We start from the raw sequence: 15,902 nt of genomic DNA on the forward strand, positions 1-15,902 counted from the left end.
GCTTCGGGATCGCGGCGTAGCGTGACGGGCGCCGTGACGGGGTGCCGAGGCGCAGGACAGTGGTGGCCGAGTCGCTACGGAATGCCCCCCCGCTGCGAGGCGGGCCACGTATGGTTGCTCCACTGATTGGATCGTCTGGGAGCTCGATGTCCCCTCTGCCGCCGTTTGACCCCGAGACGCAGTGCCCTCCGCCCGGCAGGTTCCCCGTGACCTTGGCCGAGGTGGAGGAGGCGCTTGTGCGAGCAGACGCCTTCAAAGGATCGACGACGCGGCTGGAGCTGTGGGAGCAGTTCACAGCACACCGGCAGATGGTGGAATGTGCTGTCGGCTACGCGAGCCGCCTCTGGATTGCCGGAAGCTTCGTCAGCGGCAAGCTCGACCCGTCCGACGTGGACGTGACCTACCTGCTCGAAGCATCCACGTACCGGGCGGTCGCAGAAGATCCGGGCGGTGTTGCACACCTGAATAACCTGGCGGATCGTGAGTGGTGCGCCAAACAGGGCATGCGCGTGGACGCATACATCCTGAGCCTGCCCGCCACGGAAGAGTTCACCGCATTGGGTTTGACCGGTGCGATGGCCACAGAGGACGCTGAAGTTTTTCAGCAGCTTGGGTTGTACGACGAAATCTGGCAGCGTTGCCGGGTGGGTAACGGTCGACGAAGGGGCTACGTGGAGGTGACGCTATGAGCACTCCTAAAGCGTGGCCAGACGTTACCGACAAGGATGCTCTCCGTGCCTGGATGGAAGCAAGGCGTGATGATGCCGGGCCTCCTCCGACGACAATGGCAGAACTTCGGGAACGTCAGCTCAACAAGTTGGCCAGTGGTTTTTCCGGCGGGATGACCGAAGAAGGTCGAGAGACTTTCCGGCGACCTATTTTGAGATTTGCTCTTGATGGTGGCCCAGTTCCGGGACACAAGGTCGAGGCCGGTGTATTGGGTGGATGGCTCACTGCCCTGCAAACTGCGGTCAGTTCAGTCGCCAATGCGTTGGACGATGTGCGCCCGACGCGAGATTCTGGACCAGTCCCCAAAGCCATCCAAGCTGCAACGAAACTGTTGGCAGGTCCTGTTTTCGCATCTTCTTATGGGATGGTCCTGGAGGGCGCCGAAGCGCCGGTGCAGGCAGAAATTCCAGGGATTGGCGACGAGCAGTTGCTCGACCTGGCAGTCAATCGAATCTTGGATATTGCCGAACAGGCCAACCTGTCCTCAGGTGCGGCTGACGCTGTTCTGGACGCGGCGCTACCGTTGGGGCGGCGGGCGATCAGTCACTTGTCCGACCTCTCGGAAATTCTTGCGTCGTCGGGTGCGAATGTCACATTCACATGGCAATCGAGAGAGACGAGCGGTCGGGTTGCTCGGCTGAGTTCAATTAATGCCGATCGCTGTCGGAAGGCTCTCAGATCTGCGCATGTCGAAGACAATATTGAGAGAATTTCCGGAACGCTTGTCGGTGGCAGCAAGATAAGGGGTTTCATTGAATTGGAGCCCATTGCTGGCAAGGTAGTGATCGTGCGAGCGCCAAAGGACGAAGTGACGCATTTCCTGGCCAGTTATGCGGAGCGTCGTGTGGTGGCCGACGTGCATGTGCTCACTGCTCGGTCGCCTGGTGGGCGCGAGCATCGCAGCTATCTTCTTCTGGGGCTGGAACTAGGGGAACAGTTCTCTTAACTGAGAAAGATTTTCCTCGGCTGCTTCTGGTCGAGCGAGGGATCATCCCATCGGGGATGGTCCCTCGTCGGCGTTTCGGCCTGGCAGGGGTGCCGGACACGTCCAGATGATCGCTGAACCGGTGCGTGCTACCCGCTGGCGGCCGCGCGTGTACGTCTCCGATCGCGGAGGACGGACATCTGGGGCAGGCTCGGGAGGGTGCGCGCAGGGCGGCGGTCCCGTACTCCGGAGCCGGTCGCAGCACCCATCCCGCGCCCACCCCGCATACGCGACGCATCCGGAGGTCCGACCGTGCCGGCTTCGAAGAACTCCAAGGTCTACCTGGTCGGGGGCGGTATCGCCTCGCTCACCGCCGCGGCCTTCCTCGTACGGGACGCGGGGCTTCCCGGGGAGAACGTGCACATCCTGGAGCAGTTGCCGATCGCCGGCGGGTCGATGGACGGGGCGAAGGCGCCCACGCCCGAGGGCGGGTACGTCACCCGGGGCGGCCGGATGTTCGAGGAGGAGCACTATGTGTGCCTCTGGAACCTCCTGGAGACGATCCCGACCCTGGACGACCCGGCGATCTCGGTACGGCAGGAGATGCTCGCCTTCAACATCGAGCACCCCACGAACGCCAAGGCCCGGATCATCAACGCCGACCGCACCATCGCCGACGCCGCCCGGCTCGGGCTGGACACCCGCGACCGCGCCGACATGACCCGGCTGCTCGCGCTGCCCGAACGGCTCATCGGCGCCCGCCGCATCGACGACTTCTTCCAGCCGCACTTCTTCACCACCAACTTCTGGTGCATGTGGCGCACGACGTTCGCGTTCCAGACCTGGCACTCGGCGATCGAGCTGAAGCGGTACTTCCTCGCCTTCGTCCAGGAGTTCGACCGTATCCACACCCTGTCCGGCGTACGGCGCAGCAAGTACAACCAGTACGACTCCGTCATCCGCCCGATCCAGGAGTGGATCACCGCCCAGGGCGTGCACATCGACTTCGGCACGACCGTCTCCGACGTCGAGTTCTCCGACCCCGACGCGCGCCGGATCTCCCGGCTGCATCTGGAGCGGAACGGGACCGATGCGGGAGCCGGTGCCGGGACGATCGAGCTGGGCGAGGACGACTACGCGTTCCTGACCATCGGCTCCATGACCGCCGACGCCACCTACGGCGACCGCACCACCGTCCCCGAGCTGATCCGCGACAAGCGGGACGGCTCCTGGCGGCTGTGGGAGTCGATCGCGAAGAAGGCGCCGGACTTCGGCCGGCCGAACGCCTTCTGCGGCAACATCGACGAGACGAAGTGGGAGTCCTTCACCCTCACCATGACCGGCCGGACCCTCCTGGACCGCATCCAGGAGTACACCGGCAACGTGCCCGGCGAGGGCGCCCTGATGACCTGGAAGGACTCGCGCTGGCTGCTGTCGGTCGTCGTTCCCGCCCAGCCGCACTTCCGGGACCAGGAGGAGAACACGTACACCCTGTGGGGGTACGCGCTCTTCGGTGACGTGCCCGGCGACCACGTGCCGAAGAAGATGGACGACTGCACGGGCGCCGAGATCCTCGACGAACTCCTCGGCCATCTCGGCTTCGACGACATCGCCGACGAGGTGCGGGCCACCACCCAGGTCACCACCGTCCAGATGCCGTACATCGACGCCCAGTTCCAGCGCCGCGTCGTGGCCGACCGGCCGCTCGTGGTGCCGGACGGCGCCGAGAACTTCGCCTTCCTCGGCCAGTTCGTCGAGATCCCCGAGGACGTCGTCTTCACCGTCGAGTACTCGGTACGCGGCGCCATGAAGGCCGTCTACCACCACTTCGGTCTCGACGAGGGGAAGATCCCGTCCATCTACCACGGCCTGGCCGACCCCAAGATCGCCTGGTCCGCGCTGAAGACAGCCTTTGCCTGACCGGTCGGGGGAGGGCGCGGGGCAGCGCCCAATAATGCGTTGACGCCCCCGGAAGGCACCCTGTTAGCCTGAGCGGGTTGTTCTGATTACTTATGGGCCCATGCGCCCCAGAAGGGGTGTTTTATGACCCGGTCCGTGCCGAGCGCGCCTCGCCGCTCCGCGTAACGTCCGCCGCCTTCCGCCGCCCGGTTCCCGGGTGGTCGCCGGACGTGTCCTCCGGTGCTCCGATCTGCCCGTCCGCCGCCCTGCGGTGATGTCGGGCCGTTCCTCGACGAGGCCACTCGGCCTGCTCTTGCTGTCCTGACAGACTTCTCAGCAAGGAGCACACGGGTGTCCAGCAACACCACCACCAACAACAACACTCTCGGCCTCAACACCTTCGCCTGCGCCTGGTGCGGGCTGACCGTGTCCGCGTACGCCGCCGACGCCGCGCAGCGCAACCACTGCCCCTCCTGTCTGCACTCCCGGCACGTCCTCGACCACGTCGAGGGCGGTTCGAGCGACTGCGCGGGCCGGATGTCCCCGATCGCCATCGCCGTGCTCCGCACCGGTGACTGGATGGTGATCCACCGCTGCGTCCGCTGCGACGAACTCACCTCGAACGCGGTGTGCGCCGACGACAACCAGCTCATCCTGATGCGCATGGCGGTCCGGCCACTGGCCCAACCGCCCTTTCCCCTCGAAGCGTTCGGAACCCTCTGACCACCCGGCGGGAAAGGAAAGCACCATGTCGCGCCACAACGGGCGAAGCGCTCGCGGGCGGAGGCGCCCGCAGCGGCACAAGGACGTCCTGCACACCGGGGGCGGGCACCGGACGCGTGCCTTCCGGTGCGTCTCCTGCCGTCTCGACGTCTCCCCCGACGCCCCCGGCACCGCGCACCGCAACCACTGCCCCCACTGCCTGGCGAGCCGGCACGTCGACCGGAGGATCCCCGGCGACCGCGACGCGGACTGCCGCGGCCGGATGGAGGCGGTGGGCATGTCCGTCCGGACCGACGGCGAGTGGACGATCATCCACCAGTGCACCTCCTGCGGCGAGCTCAGCGCCAACCGCATCGCGGGCGACGACAATCCGCTCGCCCTGGTGCGCCTCGCCCTGAGGCCCCTCGCCGGTGCCGGGGCGGTCGGCCGGTCCCTGCTCACCCTGTAACCCCCAGGTCCCCGCGCCCCCTGTCCGGCCTCGTCCGGGCAGGGGGCCTCGGCCGTGGTTCCGGTCCGGGCCCGGACGGGTCAGTTCCAGGAAGCGCCCGCCGGCTCCTCGATCGTCGCGTTGATGCGGTTGAAGAAGTTGGTGAGCCCGATCATCAGGATGATCGCCGAGAGCTGCTCCTCGTTGAAGTGGTCGGCGGCCTCGTCCCAGACCGCGTCGGGGACGGCCTTCCCGGAGCGGTCCGCGATCCGGGTGGCCGCCTCGGTCAGGGCCAGGGCGGCGCGCTCCTCGTCGGCGAAGAACGGCGCCTCGCGCCAGGCGGCCACCGCGTGCAGCCGCTCGTCCGTCTCGCCGTGGCTCTTCGCGCCCGCGACGCCCGCGAAGACGCAGGCGCTGCAGCCGTTGATCTGGCTGGCCCGCAGATGGACCAGCTCCAGGACCTGCGGGGCGACACCACCCTGGTACATGGCCTTGTAGATGTTCTGGATGCCCTTCATGGCGTCCGGCAGGACCATCGCGGGGTTCTTCATGCGGGCGGTGGTCGTGGTGTTGGCGCTCAACGTGGTGTTTCCTCTTCATCGGTGAGTGTCCGTCATCAGGTCGACGGATCCCGACACGGGGGTGTGACGGTGAACGAGAAAGAACTTCTGGCCGAGCGGTTCGAGGCGGAACGCGCCCAACTGCGCGCCGTGGCCTACCGGATGCTGGGATCGGTCGCCGAGGGCGAGGACGCCGTCCAGGAGGCGTGGCTGAAGCTCGGCCGCAGCGACGTGAGCGAGGTGAGGAACCTCGGTGCCTGGCTCACCACGGTCGTCGGCCGGGTCTGCCTGGACATGCTGCGTTCCCGTGCGTCGCGCCGTGAGGACCCGCTGCCCGAGGGGGAGGAACGGCTCCGGCTGCCCGACCCGCTCGTCAGCGGCCTCGCGCCGATCGATCCCGAGCGGGAGATCCTGGTCGCGGACTCGGTCGGCATCGCGCTCATGGTCGTGCTGGACACGCTCTCGCCGGCCGAGCGGCTGGCCTTCGTCCTGCACGACATGTTCGACGTGCCCTTCGACGGGATCGCGCGGATCCTCGGCCGGACCGCCGCCTCCACCCGGCAGCTCGCCAGCCGCGCCCGCCGACGTGTCCAGGGCGTCGCACCGGCCGCCGACACGGACGTCGCCCGCAAGCGCGAGGTCGTGAACGCGTTCGTGACCGCCTCCCGCAGCGGGGACTTCGAGGCGCTGCTGACCGTCCTCGACCCCGAGGTGGTGGCGCGCTCCGACGGCGGCACGCTCGTCCCGAGCATCCTGAGGCGCGGGGCGGCCGACGTGGCGTCCCAGGCGGTCACCTTCGCCCGCTTCGCCGCGGACGCGCGCTTGGTGCTGGTCAACGGCACGCCCGGAGTGGTGTCGTTCGCCGAGGACCGGCCGCTGGCCGTCATGTCCTTCACCATCAGGGACGGCCGGATCACCGGACTGGACATCCTCACGGACCCGTCACGCCTGGTCGCCCTCGGCCTCGCCTTGTGACCGGCGGACCGTCCGGCGCTACGACTCCCTGACCGGCACGTTCCCCGCCCCGGCGGCGGTCTCCGGACCTGTACCCGTACTCGTACCTGCACCCGCACCTGTACTTGTACCCGGATCCGTACCCGAGTCCGCCGCCGGTCGCCTCAGAAGGAGCACGATCAGGAGGACGAACGCGGTGAGGGCGGTGAACGTCCGCAGGTCGTTGAAGAGTTCCCAGCGCCGCAGGATCTCCGCGTGGTCGGCCGGGGGCGAGCAGGGCGAGTCCCTGAAGGAGCCGGATGCGCATGTCCGTCACTTCCCCGGGGCGACGAAACGGTCGCCCGGTTCGCCGCGCAGGTGTCCCGGCGGGAGCCGTCTGCCGTACGCGACCAGGAGAAGATCCTGCCCGGCGCCGGACAGGGGCGTGCCGGTGCCGAAGGACCAGTCGAGGTCGTCGGCGAGGAGTCGCACGCCGCTCAGGTCGGCACCGAAGAACGCGAGGGACCTGGCATCGACGCGGTCCAGGAGGATGCGCACGCGGTCCATGGGGACGTGGCGGCCGAGGCCCAGCGCCACCGTGATGTCCAGGCCGTGCACCACATCGTGGCCCAGGGCCGCCTCGATCCCGCCGACCGGCGGCTTCCAGGGGTGGTCCGCGTGGTCCCGGAGGAAGGCGGCGAGCTCCGACGTCCCGTGGGCGGTGGCGTCCTTGCGGGCGCACAGGTCGGTCATCCGGTGGAGGCTGCCCCGCGCCCGGACCAGTTCGCGGGCCATCCTGGGCAGCGAGTACCGGAACCCCATCGTCATGTGGGCCGCGACCTCCCGTACCCGCCAGCCCCCGCACAGGCTCGGAGCCTCCCACTGCTTGGCCGACAAGCCGTCGAGCACGGCCGCCAGTTCTCGTCGTTCGGCCGCGATCGCCGCTCTGACGTCCGCTGCTGGTCTCCGGTGCGACGTGTTCCCCATGACTCAAGGCTCTCGGCGGCCGTGCCATAAGTCCAAGAGTTTGTAAGTCTCGCAACTAGAATGATCGGTTATGGACGTTCGGCAGTTGCGGTACTTCGTCACGGTCGCCGAGGAAGCCAATTTCACCCGGGCCGCCGCCCGCCTGCATCTGGCGCAGCCGGGGGTGAGCGCCCAAGTCCGGCAGCTGGAAAGGGAACTCGGGCATCCGCTGTTCGACCGCTCCGGACGGTCGGTGACGCTGACGGAGGTGGGCCAGGCCGTACTGCCGTACGCGCGGGCCGCGCTCGGCGCCGTCGAAGCGGTACGGCAGACCGCCGACGAGTTCACCGGTCTGCTGCGCGGGCGGGTCACGCTCGGCCTGGTCCCGGGCGCGGCCGGGGCGGCGGAGTTCGGCCTGGCCGCCGTACTGGCCGGCTTCCACGAGGACCATCCCCGGGTCGAGATCACTTTGACCGAGGACACCTCGGAGCACATGCTCGCCGCGCTGGGTCGCGGGGAGCTCGACATCGCCGTGGTCGGACTCGCGGACGAGGAGCCCCCGCCGGGCATCTCCGTCCAGCTCCTGGTGGACGAGCCCCTGGTCGCGGGCGTCGCTCCGGACGACCCGGCGCTCGTGCCCCCGGACCGTACGACCATTCCGCTGGCCGAGCTCCGCGACCGTCCGCTGATCAGTCTGCCGCGTGGCACGGGGCTGCGCGGGGTGCTCGACCGCGCGTGCGCGCAGGCTGCGTTCCGGCCCCGCATCGCCTTCGAGGCCGCCGCTCCACCGTTCCTCGCACAGCTCGCCGCCCGTGGCCTCGGGGTGGCGGTGATCCCGGCCCTCTCCGCCGACGCGGCGGCGGCCCTGGGCCTGCGGACACTGGAGATCACCGAGCCCCGGCTGCGCGGCCGGGTCGCGCTGGCCTGGCGGACGGCCGGCCTCGCCGGCCCCGCGGCCACCATCTTTCTGGACCTGCTGCGCACCGAACTCACCGCACCGGACAGCCCGGCCTGACGCACCGACACAGGCTGTAGCCTTTTCCGTCCGGGATCTGGAGGCGCGATATTCCGGGCGTCGTTATCGCCGATACTCGGGGGACGGTCTGCGAGGGGGAGTGGAAAGACCGGTCGCCGTCGACTCGATTTCACCCGGTCCGGATTGAAGTCCGGAGCGCAAAGATTCATGTTTTGTCTGGATGTGACGCAAGCTGTTGTAATTGTCTAACCCGTTTGCGGGCTGCTTTCATTCCTCTGTGCCCGCCGTGATCCTCCAGTGAAGCAAAGGGAGTTGACCTATGGGCCCCTGGAGGGAATTCCCGCAGGTCGGCCGGTGTGGGAGTGGGTGTGAAGTCGTTCGCGACGGGGAGTTTAGTGATCATTTTCGTGATAGAGTATCAATGAATTCACTGGACGCCGCGACTAAAAGGGGAATGGCGTGAACACCGAGAAGGTTACGGCTCGACGTCTTACGGCCGAGGAGATTTCGGGCCTGGGTCCGCAGGATGGAATCTTCGTCTCGGCAGGGACGAGTGCCCTTCCTCTCGACTGCTACGCCCCGGCATTTCTTACCGGGCCGGGCAAGAATTTCGAGGGAGGGTCCTTCGTCGCGAGGACGGTTTTCGGTGAGGAGGTCCACGTCCTCCCGGACAACGCGGAAGAGGCCGGGATCTGGATCGCCGACAAGAACGGGGAGGAGATCGAGGTCCTCCAGAGCGCCGGGGTTCTCCTGAACCTCGCCCTCTTCGTGCCCAGCGGGGGCGCGGAGTCCCTGGAGGCGCTCTACTCCGCCGCACGGGACGCGTTCGGTGCGGGGGTCGTCCAGCGCTGGAGCGAGGAAGTCGTCGCGGTGCCGGACGTCAAGATCGACCTGTACGAGGAGCCGGCCAAGGCCCGGAAGAACGCGAACGGCCAGAACCGCGACCGCCGCGCCCTGGACATCTACCCCACCCGGGTGCGGTTCCTGGAGCCCAGCGACGGCTGGAAGTTCGTCGTCGAGCCGCACAAGGAGATCGTCGACGACACCCCGACGATCTGACCCGGCGGCGGCGGCCCGGAGGCCGCCCCGCTCGCAGGAGCCCACTCCCCCCGTGACGGACCAACGCGGGCTCACCAACGAGCGGGCTGGTGACAGAAGTTGACGTAGAACGCCCGGCCGGAACATCCCGGCCGGGCGTTTCGCGTCGGCACCACCGCCCGGAGCGGCGTCAGGACTCCAGGGCCGGCGAGCAGTCCCGGCCCAACCGTCCAGAAGCCGAGGTTTCCCCGGGTGCTCCCGTCTCTCCCCGCTTTCCGCAGGACGGGGTCCGTCAGACCAGGGCGAGCCGGTCCACGAGCAGCCCCACCCTCGTCTCGGTGTACTCGGGAGGCAGGCGGCCCGCACGGGTCAGGGTGGCCAGGCCGTGCAGGGCGGCCCAGAAAGTCTCGGTGAACGTCCCCGGTTCGACGCCGTCCCCGGAGACCTCGGCCAGGGTCTCCATCAGTGCGGCGAAGGCGTCCTTCAACGGCTCGGGGGTGTCCTCCCGCGCGTACGCCAGACCGCCGTCGAGCTGGAACAAGGCGTCGTAGACCGCCGGGTGGCGGGCGGCGAAGTCGAGGTAGGCGCGGGCCAGTGCGGCGACCCGGGCCCGCGGGCCGTCCTCGGCGGCGGTCGCGGCCCGCACCGCTGCGGCCAGTTCGGCCGCGCCCTCCAGGGCGACGGCGCCGATGATCTCCCGCTTGCCGCGGAAGTGGCTGTAGAGGACGGGCTGGCTGTACTCGATGCGCTCGGCGAGCCGGCGCGTGGTGACCGCGTCCCAGCCCTGCTGCTCGGCGAGTTCACGGGCCGTGGCCACGATGAGACGCTTGCGGGCCGCCCGTTCGCGCTCCTTGCGTTCCTGTACTGACATGACCCGATCCTAGCACCGCTAGACAATCGAGCGTCAGCAGTACTAGCGTTGCCTCGTCACCTAGCGCCGCTAGAAAACGGGGGAACCGTCATGCTCAGCACACTCCAGGTCGTCACCACCGTCGTCGTCGGCCTGATGGTGGGGGTCGAGTTCTCCGTCGCCTTCATCATGAGCCGCATCCTGAACGCCCTTCCCGAGCACAGCGCCCAGCTCGGCCACTCCCACGGCGGCCGCATGCTCGGCGCGCTCATGCCGTTCTGGTACATCGGCTCGCTCGTCCTCAGTGCGATCTGGGCCGCCGCCGGATGGCACCACCCCGGCGCCGGACTCGTCGTCACCGCCGCCGGCCTGCTGATCCTCAGCGTGATCATGTCGATGCTGCTGCTCGTCCCGATCAACAACCGGGGCAAGACCTGGACCCCCGAGAACCGGCCTGCCGACTGGAAGCAGCAGCTGCACCGCTGGGAGCGCTACCACTACGTCCGCGTCGCCGTGATCGTCGCCGCCTTCGCCCTGCTGGTCACCGCCCTTGTCTGACAGCGACAGCACCGCCACCCACCACGTCTACGACGTTCCGCAAGGAGAAGAACCATGTCGCTGAAGAAGATCAACACCGTCCTGGCAGCTGCCTTCATTTTCTTCGTCCTCTGGTTCGGGACGGAGTACATCCTGAGCCCGGAGACGACGGCGCCGAGCTTCGGCCTGCCGAGCTGGCCGTCCGGCGACGGCGGCGGCTTCCTGATCATCAAGGGCGTCCGCGACGTCGTCCTGGCCCTGGTCCTGGCCGTCCTGCTGGTGACGGGGCACCGTCGGGCGCTGGGCTGGGCCCTGCTGGTCGAGGCCCTGGCCGCTTACGGCGACATGGCCAACGTGCTGGCCCACGACGGCTCCATGGCCATGGCGTTCGGCGTCCACTGCCTGACCGCCACGCTGATGGTGGCCAACGGTCTCCTGCTCATACGCGAGACCCGCACCCCCACGGCCGCCCCGACGACGCCCGCCCCGCAGCCCGCCTGAGGATGGAAAACGAACAAGGCCCTGGTCCCGGAGACCAGGGCCTTCGTCATGGAGCGCGTGACGAGAACCGAGCTCGCGCCCCGAGCTCCCTACGCGCGTTGCCGTCCTGAGCGGCGAAGCCGAACTCCGCGGTGGAACGCTTCGCAGCTCCCGCAGCCACGCCTCATGCCTTGCCTCACGCTTCCGGTCCGCCGGTGTCCGGCGGACCCGCACCGCCTCAGTCCTCGGTCGGCGGCTTTGCCGCTTCGGCGGCGCGGCGGTACTCGGCGTTTATGCGTTGCGCCTCTTCGAGCTGGTCTTCCAGGACGACGATGCGACAGGCGGACTCGATGGACGTGCCCTGGTCGACCAGTTCGCGGGCGCGGGCGGCGATGCGCAATTGATAGCGGGAGTAGCGGCGGTGTCCGCCCTCCGAGCGCAGGGGGGTGATCAGACGGGCTTCGCCGATGGCGCGGAGGAAGCCCTGGGTCGTGCCGAGCATCTCGGCGGCCCGGCCCATCGTGAAGGCGGGGTAGTCGTCGTCGTCAAGTCGGCCGTACGAGTCGTCTGCTGTCACTGGCACCTCTCTTGTGGAACGCATGGAGGGGCCCTGATGCCGTACGGCACCAGGGCCCCGAAGGAACTACTACACCACCTGCCGGTCCTGATACTGCTACTGCACCGGCATTCTGTGTCCGCGTGCCCGACCTGGCTGCTGTCGGGATTGCGGGGATCGCGGTTGCTTGACCGTGGACCACCTCGCTATCGATGTCCTGCGGTACCCGGGCTCGTTGCTCCGGCCCGGGCGATCCTGATGGCGTGGGCTCCTCCGTTCTTCCCTCGGTGATCGACTACTTGCTTCCCGGTGCGCGCGTCCGCAGCCGACGCCTTCACCGAGGTACCGCTCTGTCACTTCACTGCTGGGTACTGCGAACTGCACTAACGGGACCGCACCTTCCATGACAGTGGTCCCGCTCCGGCGGCCCCTCGTTGCGGGCCACCCGGTCCGGCCGTCAGTCCCGTCGCCGTCCTGCAACAACCCTGGCTTCGAAACTCCACCACCGCACCGTCCTGCGAACTACATGCACTGCCGGCAGTTCTTCTCTGCCAGGCCCTGCTGTCTCTCTGGGTACGAGAGAAACCATAGCCACGCCACCACCCAATGTCTACTCCGGCGAACAGAGATTTTCGCGTGTCCCGTGAGGAGGTAATCGGCCTTGCCGGAGACATCGGACGGGCCCGTGGCCAACCGGCTCGCCAGAACGACCGTGGTCGCCCGCCGGGTCTCCTGGCGGAGGGCGGCGACTGTCCGTCCTGCTCGACAGCGGGAACGGTGGGGGACGGGCCGACTCGTGATTAGGATCGGCTTTCATGTCGAAGCCTGACGAGCTGCTCGTTGACGTCGCCGCGCTGGTGGAGTCCGGGCACAGCAATCAGATGTCCCTGACTGTGGTCACCGGTGGCGCTGTCATCACCGGTCGGCTGGCCCCCGAAGCCGTGTGGCGGCAACGGGTGGCGGAAGTCCTGACGGACTCGTCCCGCCTGGGCGAGTTCTCCGCCATGTTCACCGCGACGACGCGGGAGGAGGGGCCGCCCGAATATCTGCACTTCCATATGGCGCGGATCCTCCAGGGCGCGGTGGGGATCCCGGAGACGGGTGGGATGTACCGCGTCTCGATCGCGGAGGTCAGCGCCTGGACCGTGGGCGACTTCAGCTACTCCGACCACTGACCTCGCGCCGCACGGAGGAACCCAGGAACTCACTCGTACAGAAGAGGGCCCGACCGGCGTGTGCCGGTCGGGCCCTCTGGGCTGTTCGGTCGTCCGCGTATGTTTCGCCCGGCCGAACGATCAGCCGAGCGGGCAGCCGAACGAGACGCGAACGATCAGGCGGTCGGAGGGACCACCGGGCCGCCGAGCATCACGGAGGCGTGCTGGTGCGGGCTGAGGGCGCGGGTGGGCGCGCTCGGCTGGGGAAGGCCGTGGCAGGTGAAGCCGAGCTTGGTCATGGCCCGGACGACCTCGTCGGCACTGAAGTCGCGGCGGTCCTGGCGGGTGATGACCTGGCCGACCTGCTTGACCGGGTAGGTGCGGCGGCCGATGGTCACGGACTCGCCGACGACCTCCTCGGGCTTGATGTCCTTCATGGAGTCCAGGACGCCGTTCCTGGTGAGTTCGAACGGGAAGCGGGCGATGACACAGCGCACGATGCCTCACAGGGATCAGAGAGAAGGGAAGGAGTTGTTCCGCCGGGCGAGAGGGTTCAGAGGGCCAGGGCGGGGACGCCCGACGCGCCGGCCCGCTCGTCCCCGGCGGACGGGGTAGCGGGCCGACGGAGGTGCGTGCCGTGCTCGGCCACCAGGGTGGCGGGCGAGGTGTGCGGCCCGTGCTCCCCGAGGATGTCGCGCAACTGGAGCCGGTCCGTGTAGGCGGAACTGCTGCGGACGGTGGTGAGCTGGGCCTGGGTGACCAGTCCGGTGCACAGGCCGTCGTCGTCGCAGACCCTCAGGTGTCCGGTCCTGTCGCTGGCCATGACGGACAGGGCCACCTCGACGGTCATGTCGTCGCAGACCTGCGGCCCGGCCGTGTTCATGGTGTCGAACGCCGCCTCGGCCACGGGGGTGGCGTTCGCCGAGGGCGGCTGCAGCTGGATCAGTGTCACGACGTACCTCCTGCAGAGATGGGTCAGCTTCCGGATCACGCGGTGTTCAGGCCGCCGCGTCGAAGGCGGAGTTCCGCCCGCTCGCGCGCCGGGCAGCCGCAGCGGGGCTGCGTCGACCCCGGGAGGCCGTGCCGCGCTTGCGCCGCTCGGGTGCCGGCGCGGTGATCGTCACCGGGATGCCGGAGGGGGTGCGGGCGCCGGTGATCCGGTGGAGCGCCTCCTCGCCCGAGCGGACCTGGGTGGCCTGGGGCACGATGCCGGCGGCCGCCATGAGGCGTGTCATGTCGCGGCGCTGGTTGTTGGTGACCAGGGTGACGACACTGCCGGACTCGCCGGCCCGCGCGGTACGGCCGCCGCGGTGGAGGTAGTCCTTGTGGTCGGTCGGCGGGTCCACGTTCACGACGAGGTCGAGGTGGTCGACGTGAATGCCGCGCGCCGCGACGTTCGTCGCGACCAGGACGGTCACGTGCCCCGACTTGAACTGGGCGAGGGTGCGGGTGCGCTGCGGCTGCGACTTGCCTCCGTGCAGGGCGGCGGCCCGGACACCGCTGGCGAGGAGGTCCTGGGTGAGGCGGTCGACGGCGTGCTTGGTGTCCAGGAACATGATCACCCGGCCGTCGCGCGCCGCGATCTCCGTCGTCAACCGGTGCTTGTCGGCACCGTGCACATGCAGGATGTGATGCTCCATCGTGGTGACCGCCCCCTGGGAGGGATCCACGGAGTGGACGACGGGGTCGGTGAGGTAGCGACGGACCAGAAGGTCGACGTTACGGTCCAGGGTCGCGGAGAACAGCATGCGCTGGCCCTCGGGGCGGACCTGGTTCAGGAGCGCGGTGACCTGCGGCATGAAGCCCATGTCGGCCATCTGGTCGGCCTCGTCCAGGACGGTGATCGCGACCTGGTTCAGTCGGCAGTCGCCGCGGTCGATGAGGTCCTTGAGGCGACCGGGGGTGGCCACGACGACTTCGGCGCCGCCCCGCAGCGCGGTCGCCTGCCGGCTGATCGACATCCCGCCGACGACGGTGGCCAGGCGCAGCTTCACCGCCCGGGCGTACGGGGTGAGGGCATCGGTGACCTGCTGGGCGAGCTCCCGGGTGGGTACCAGGACCAGGGCCAGCGGCTGACGGGGCTCGGCGCGCTGTCCGGCGGTGCGGGCCAACAGAGCCAGGCCGAAGGCGAGAGTCTTGCCGGAGCCGGTCCGGCCGCGGCCCAGAACGTCACGGCCCGCCAGAGAGTTCGGCAGCGTCGCGCCCTGGATCGGAAACGGCGCGGTGACGCCCTGCGCGGTGAGGGTGGTCAGCAGGCTCCTCGGCATGTCGAGGTCGCTGAACACGTCGACTGCGGGCAGTGCCGGAGTGGTCGTCTCGGGCAGGGCGAACTCGCCCTGCATCGCGGCGGGCCGTCGGCCACCCGAACGGCTCGGACCCGCCGAACGGTTCGGACCCGCCGAACGGTTCTGGGCGGACGAACGGTTCTGGGCGGACGAACGGTTCGGGGTGGACGAACCGAAGCGACTGCCCCGGGTCGAACCAGCAGGGGAGTCGTACCCGGGGCCGCCGCCTCGGCGGGCGCGGGAGGAACGGCTGTTCGTGTTTGTGGGGTTCATGAAGAACCTTCCTTGATACGGCACGCATCAAGGAATTCCCGGCGTAGGAGCAGCGCGGTGAATCACAGGCACGGACCGAATGGAATGCGAACGTGGCTCACGGGAAATCCGTGTCGACGTAAGCAGAAGTGGAGGATGGCGTGCGAAAAGAATCCGGTGCATCGCCGGGCACGTCTCCGAAGTGGGTGCGCCCCTCGACAGTGTGCTGCAGAAAAGCGTGTAGCTGGGGCCCGCACCCCGAGGGATGCGGGCCCCAGCTACGAATTACGCGTCAGCGTCAGGCGGAAACGATGTTCTCGGCCGTCGGGCCCTTCTGGCCCTGCGCGATGTCGAAGCTGACCTTCTGGCCCTCCTGCAGCTCGCGGAAGCCCTGGGCGGCGATGTTCGAGTAGTGCGCGAACACGTCAGGACCGCCACCGTCCTGCTCGATGAAGCCGAAACCCTTTTCCGCGTTGAACCACTTCACGGTGCCAGTAGCCATGTCATATCTCCTTTGGGCAGTACACCGGAATCCGCACTGTACGGAAACCGTGTCGCCGCGATGATGCCCGCCCGGAAAATGACCGGAAATACAAAGCGCTTCCCTGCGGC

The 15,902-nt window shown here is 68.4% G+C and carries 19 protein-coding genes; 11 read left to right on the forward strand and 8 right to left on the reverse strand.

What is annotated here, in order from left to right:
- Positions 1-146 precede the first annotated feature (146 nt).
- The 5 genes from ACWC97_RS14210 (at position 147) to ACWC97_RS14230 (ending at position 4,724) form a co-directional block, all read left to right on the forward strand.
- Positions 147-689 (forward strand): DUF6932 family protein, encoded by a 543-nt coding sequence (locus ACWC97_RS14210; RefSeq protein WP_450649398.1) that lies wholly within the window; start codon positions 147-149, stop codon positions 687-689.
- Complete coding sequence (locus tag ACWC97_RS14215) at positions 686-1,675, forward strand: hypothetical protein (protein ID WP_450649400.1); 990 nt, start codon at positions 686-688, stop codon at positions 1,673-1,675. Before ACWC97_RS14210 ends, ACWC97_RS14215 begins: the two co-directional genes overlap by 4 nt.
- A 291-nt stretch (positions 1,676-1,966) precedes the next feature.
- Positions 1,967-3,574, forward strand: a complete 1,608-nt coding sequence (locus tag ACWC97_RS14220; protein WP_450649402.1) for an oleate hydratase — start codon at positions 1,967-1,969, stop codon at positions 3,572-3,574.
- Positions 3,575-3,904: 330 nt separating this feature from the next.
- Positions 3,905-4,276 (forward strand): RNHCP domain-containing protein, encoded by a 372-nt coding sequence (locus ACWC97_RS14225; RefSeq protein WP_450649404.1) that lies wholly within the window; start codon positions 3,905-3,907, stop codon positions 4,274-4,276.
- Between the two features lie 25 nt (positions 4,277-4,301).
- A complete protein-coding gene (locus ACWC97_RS14230) occupies positions 4,302-4,724 on the forward strand; it encodes an RNHCP domain-containing protein (protein WP_450649406.1) in 423 nt (140 codons plus the stop codon).
- Between the two features lie 80 nt (positions 4,725-4,804).
- Here the strand turns inward: ACWC97_RS14230 and ACWC97_RS14235 are convergent, their stop codons facing one another.
- Entirely contained in the window at positions 4,805-5,254 is a 450-nt protein-coding gene (locus tag ACWC97_RS14235) for a carboxymuconolactone decarboxylase family protein (RefSeq protein ID WP_450649641.1), read from the reverse strand.
- 99 nt (positions 5,255-5,353) lie between these two features.
- Between ACWC97_RS14235 and ACWC97_RS14240 the strand changes: the two genes are divergently transcribed.
- Entirely contained in the window at positions 5,354-6,238 is an 885-nt protein-coding gene (locus ACWC97_RS14240; protein WP_450649407.1) for a sigma-70 family RNA polymerase sigma factor, read from the forward strand.
- Between the two features lie 291 nt (positions 6,239-6,529).
- Here the strand turns inward: ACWC97_RS14240 and ACWC97_RS14245 are convergent, their stop codons facing one another.
- Positions 6,530-7,183 (reverse strand): maleylpyruvate isomerase family mycothiol-dependent enzyme, encoded by a 654-nt coding sequence (locus ACWC97_RS14245; protein WP_352275776.1) that lies wholly within the window; start codon positions 7,181-7,183, stop codon positions 6,530-6,532.
- A gap of 70 nt (positions 7,184-7,253) precedes the next feature.
- Here ACWC97_RS14245 and ACWC97_RS14250 point away from each other — a divergent pair, with 70 nt between their 5' ends.
- Complete coding sequence (locus ACWC97_RS14250; RefSeq protein ID WP_352275774.1) at positions 7,254-8,177, forward strand: LysR family transcriptional regulator; 924 nt, start codon at positions 7,254-7,256, stop codon at positions 8,175-8,177.
- A 420-nt stretch (positions 8,178-8,597) separates the two neighbouring features.
- Positions 8,598-9,197: a hypothetical protein gene (locus ACWC97_RS14255; protein WP_352275772.1), complete on the forward strand. Its 600-nt coding sequence runs from the start codon at positions 8,598-8,600 to the stop codon at positions 9,195-9,197.
- A gap of 271 nt (positions 9,198-9,468) precedes the next feature.
- On the opposite strand, the gene ACWC97_RS14260 is transcribed toward ACWC97_RS14255, so the two are convergent.
- Positions 9,469-10,047 carry a TetR/AcrR family transcriptional regulator gene (locus ACWC97_RS14260; RefSeq protein ID WP_450649410.1) on the reverse strand — a complete coding sequence of 193 codons (579 nt, stop codon included), beginning with the start codon at positions 10,045-10,047 and terminating at the stop codon, positions 9,469-9,471.
- A 90-nt stretch (positions 10,048-10,137) separates the two neighbouring features.
- Between ACWC97_RS14260 and ACWC97_RS14265 the strand changes: the two genes are divergently transcribed.
- Both ACWC97_RS14265 and ACWC97_RS14270 read left to right on the forward strand, forming a co-directional pair.
- On the forward strand, positions 10,138-10,584 hold the full coding sequence (locus ACWC97_RS14265; RefSeq protein WP_352275770.1) for a DUF1772 domain-containing protein: 447 nt from the start codon (positions 10,138-10,140) through the stop codon (positions 10,582-10,584).
- Between the two features lie 54 nt (positions 10,585-10,638).
- Positions 10,639-11,064 carry a DUF4267 domain-containing protein gene (locus ACWC97_RS14270; RefSeq protein ID WP_352275768.1) on the forward strand — a complete coding sequence of 142 codons (426 nt, stop codon included), beginning with the start codon at positions 10,639-10,641 and terminating at the stop codon, positions 11,062-11,064.
- A 217-nt stretch (positions 11,065-11,281) separates the two neighbouring features.
- Here the strand turns inward: ACWC97_RS14270 and ACWC97_RS14275 are convergent, their stop codons facing one another.
- Positions 11,282-11,620: a helix-turn-helix domain-containing protein gene (locus ACWC97_RS14275; protein WP_352275767.1), complete on the reverse strand. Its 339-nt coding sequence runs from the start codon at positions 11,618-11,620 to the stop codon at positions 11,282-11,284.
- Between the two features lie 794 nt (positions 11,621-12,414).
- Here ACWC97_RS14275 and ACWC97_RS14280 point away from each other — a divergent pair.
- Complete coding sequence (locus ACWC97_RS14280) at positions 12,415-12,774, forward strand: hypothetical protein (RefSeq protein WP_352275766.1); 360 nt, start codon at positions 12,415-12,417, stop codon at positions 12,772-12,774.
- A gap of 155 nt (positions 12,775-12,929) precedes the next feature.
- Here the strand turns inward: ACWC97_RS14280 and ACWC97_RS14285 are convergent, their stop codons facing one another.
- The 4 genes from ACWC97_RS14285 to ACWC97_RS14300 form a co-directional block, all read right to left on the reverse strand.
- Positions 12,930-13,250 carry an SCO5918 family protein gene (locus tag ACWC97_RS14285; RefSeq protein ID WP_352275765.1) on the reverse strand — a complete coding sequence of 107 codons (321 nt, stop codon included), beginning with the start codon at positions 13,248-13,250 and terminating at the stop codon, positions 12,930-12,932.
- A 56-nt stretch (positions 13,251-13,306) separates the two neighbouring features.
- Complete coding sequence (locus tag ACWC97_RS14290; protein WP_352275763.1) at positions 13,307-13,705, reverse strand: CBS domain-containing protein; 399 nt, start codon at positions 13,703-13,705, stop codon at positions 13,307-13,309.
- A gap of 46 nt (positions 13,706-13,751) precedes the next feature.
- Positions 13,752-15,311: a DEAD/DEAH box helicase gene (locus ACWC97_RS14295; RefSeq protein ID WP_450649414.1), complete on the reverse strand. Its 1,560-nt coding sequence runs from the start codon at positions 15,309-15,311 to the stop codon at positions 13,752-13,754.
- A 277-nt stretch (positions 15,312-15,588) separates the two neighbouring features.
- Entirely contained in the window at positions 15,589-15,792 is a 204-nt protein-coding gene (locus ACWC97_RS14300) for a cold-shock protein (RefSeq protein ID WP_123453305.1), read from the reverse strand.
- Positions 15,793-15,902 lie beyond the last annotated feature (110 nt).

This window comes from Streptomyces sp. NPDC001108 (assembly GCF_053598535.1).

What these genes read in the sequence shown, in the direction of transcription:
- ACWC97_RS14210 (WP_450649398.1), top strand. Translation starts at nt 147, where the DNA reads ATGTCCCCTCTGCCGCCGTTTGACCCCGAGACGCAGTGCCCTCCGCCC.
- ACWC97_RS14215 (WP_450649400.1), top strand. Translation starts at nt 686, where the DNA reads ATGAGCACTCCTAAAGCGTGGCCAGACGTTACCGACAAGGATGCTCTC.
- ACWC97_RS14230 (WP_450649406.1), top strand. Translation starts at nt 4,302, where the DNA reads ATGTCGCGCCACAACGGGCGAAGCGCTCGCGGGCGGAGGCGCCCGCAG.
- ACWC97_RS14235 (WP_450649641.1), bottom strand. Translation starts at nt 5,254, where the DNA reads ATGAAGAACCCCGCGATGGTCCTGCCGGACGCCATGAAGGGCATCCAG.
- ACWC97_RS14245 (WP_352275776.1), bottom strand. Translation starts at nt 7,183, where the DNA reads ATGGGGAACACGTCGCACCGGAGACCAGCAGCGGACGTCAGAGCGGCG.
- ACWC97_RS14250 (WP_352275774.1), top strand. Translation starts at nt 7,254, where the DNA reads ATGGACGTTCGGCAGTTGCGGTACTTCGTCACGGTCGCCGAGGAAGCC.
- ACWC97_RS14260 (WP_450649410.1), bottom strand. Translation starts at nt 10,047, where the DNA reads ATGTCAGTACAGGAACGCAAGGAGCGCGAACGGGCGGCCCGCAAGCGT.
- ACWC97_RS14265 (WP_352275770.1), top strand. Translation starts at nt 10,138, where the DNA reads ATGCTCAGCACACTCCAGGTCGTCACCACCGTCGTCGTCGGCCTGATG.
- ACWC97_RS14270 (WP_352275768.1), top strand. Translation starts at nt 10,639, where the DNA reads ATGTCGCTGAAGAAGATCAACACCGTCCTGGCAGCTGCCTTCATTTTC.
- ACWC97_RS14280 (WP_352275766.1), top strand. Translation starts at nt 12,415, where the DNA reads ATGTCGAAGCCTGACGAGCTGCTCGTTGACGTCGCCGCGCTGGTGGAG.
- ACWC97_RS14295 (WP_450649414.1), bottom strand. Translation starts at nt 15,311, where the DNA reads ATGAACCCCACAAACACGAACAGCCGTTCCTCCCGCGCCCGCCGAGGC.
- ACWC97_RS14300 (WP_123453305.1), bottom strand. Translation starts at nt 15,792, where the DNA reads ATGGCTACTGGCACCGTGAAGTGGTTCAACGCGGAAAAGGGTTTCGGC.